2 protein-coding genes are annotated in these 2,082 nt (G+C 68.3%); both read left to right on the plus strand.

Annotated elements, in window-relative coordinates; all coding sequences use genetic code 11:
- The coding region (locus FKP22_RS28275) for an FIST C-terminal domain-containing protein (RefSeq protein ID WP_211361631.1) at positions 1 to 249 on the plus strand (249 nt) is incomplete at its 5' end.
- A gap of 198 nt (positions 250 to 447) precedes the next feature.
- Positions 448 to 1,953 carry an FAD-linked oxidase C-terminal domain-containing protein gene (locus FKP22_RS28280; RefSeq protein ID WP_141291408.1) on the plus strand — a complete coding sequence of 502 codons (1,506 nt, stop codon included), beginning with the start codon at positions 448 to 450 and terminating at the stop codon, positions 1,951 to 1,953.
- The last annotated feature ends 129 nt before the right edge of the window (positions 1,954 to 2,082 follow it).

Raw genomic sequence — 2,082 nt, forward strand, 5'->3', positions numbered from 1 at the left:
GTCGAAGGCAGCGACGACCTCGAAGCCAGCGGCCTGGTCGGCCCCCGCCAGCGCATGGCCGGCGCGGTCTACATCAGCTGCACCGGCCGCGGCGGCGCCTTGTTCGGCGGCAGCTCAGCCGAACTGCAGCTGGTGCGCCACGCACTGGGCGAAGTGCCACTGGCCGGCTTCTTCGCCGCCGGCGAAATCGCCGGCCACGACCTCTACGGCTACACCGGCGTACTGACGGTGTTCACCACAGCAGCCTGAGCCAGGCCCTCGCCACCGAGTGCCGCGCCGCCGGGGATTCCCCCGATTTCAGTTGGCATTGTTTCGACCGGCCTGCCTGCGCCAGCGCAGTAAAGTCGGGTATCGCCCTTTTGCGGGGCGCCTGGGCACCAGGCTGGTGTCGACCAGCTGCTGCCAGCCTTTTGCTGCTGATGCCCTCTGACAAGGGGCTGCTTTGCGATGACAGCTGTGACCGATGGGGTTCTTGCCGGGACGGGGCCGGACCGGCGTGCCCGGCAGGCCGAGATCGTGGCGGCACTGCAGCCGCTGCTGCCTGCGCATGCGCTGCTGTGGCAGGCCGAGGACACGGTGCCGTATGAGTGCGATGGGCTGACGGCCTACCGCGAGCGGCCGCTGCTGGTGGCGCTGCCGGAAACCGAAGCGCAGGTGGCGGCGGTGCTCAAGGCCTGCCATGGCCTGAACGTGCCGGTGGTGGCGCGCGGCGCGGGCACCGGGCTTTCCGGCGGGGCGATGCCCCATGCAATGGGCGTGACGCTGGGGCTGGCGCGCTTCAACCGCATCGTGCAGATCGACAAGTACAGCCGCACGGCGGTCGTGCAATGCGGCGTGCGCAACCTGGCGATCAGCGAGGCGGTGGCGCAGCACGGGCTGTATTACGCGCCCGATCCGTCGAGCCAGATTGCCTGCACCATCGGCGGCAACATCGCCGAGAACTCCGGTGGCGTGCACTGCCTGAAATACGGGCTGACGCTGCACAACGTGATGAAGCTGCGCGGCTTCACCGCCGAGGGCGAGCCGGTGGAGTTTGGCGGCGACGCGCTGGACGCGCCGGGTCTGGATCTGCTCAGCGTCGTGGTCGGCAGCGAGGGCATGCTGGCGGTCATCACCGAAGTGACGGTCAAGCTCACGCCCAAGCCGCAGCTGGCGCGCTGCATCATGGCCAGCTTCGGCGACGTGCGACATGCGGGCGACGCGGTGGCCGCCATCATTGCCGCCGGCATCATCCCGGCCGGGCTGGAGATGATGGACAAGCCGATGACTGCGGCAGTGGAAGACTTCGTGCACGCCGGCTACGACCTGGACGCCGCAGCCATCCTGCTGTGCGAGAGCGACGGCACGCCCGACGAGGTCGAAGAAGAGATTGGCCGAATGAAAGCGGTGCTGGTCGGTGCCGGCGCCACGCGGCTGTCCGTCAGCGAGAACGAGGCCCAGCGCCTGAGGTTCTGGAGCGGCCGCAAGAACGCCTTCCCGGCCTCGGGCCGCATCAGCCCGGACTACATGTGCATGGATTCGACCATCCCGCGCAAGCGCCTGGCCGACATGCTGCTGGCGATTGCCGGGATGGAAAAGAAGTACCGCTTGCGCTGCTGCAACGTGTTCCATGCCGGCGACGGCAACCTGCACCCGCTGATCCTGTTCGATGCCAACGACCCGGACCAGCTGCACCGCTGCGAACAGTTCGGCGCCGACATCCTGGAGACCAGCGTGGCGATGGGCGGCACGGTCAGCGGCGAGCACGGCGTGGGCGTCGAGAAACTGAACTCGATGTGCGTGCAGTTCAGCCCCGAGGAGCGCGAGCAGATGCTGCGCCTCAAATCGGCCTTCGATCCGGCTGGCGTGCTGAACCCCGGCAAGGTCATCCCCACGCTGCACCGCTGCGCCGAATACGGCCGCATGCATGTGCGCAAGGGCTTGCTGGCCTTCCCGGAACTGGAGCGCTTCTGATGAGCGAGTCCTCATCGACAGAGATGAACCAAGCCACCGGCCCGGCATCGGATGCGGTGCCGCGTGACCTGCCGGCCGCCGTCGAAGCCAGCACCGAGATTGCTCTCGGCGCGTCGATCGCGGCCGAGG

Source organism: Ideonella azotifigens (genome assembly GCF_006519715.1).
GTDB lineage: Bacteria > Pseudomonadota > Gammaproteobacteria > Burkholderiales > Burkholderiaceae_C > Ideonella > Ideonella azotifigens.

Bases quoted from the DNA above. Each gene is read 5' to 3' on its own strand.
- FKP22_RS28280 (WP_141291408.1), top strand. From the start codon at position 448: ATGACAGCTGTGACCGATGGGGTTCTTGCCGGGACGGGGCCGGACCGG.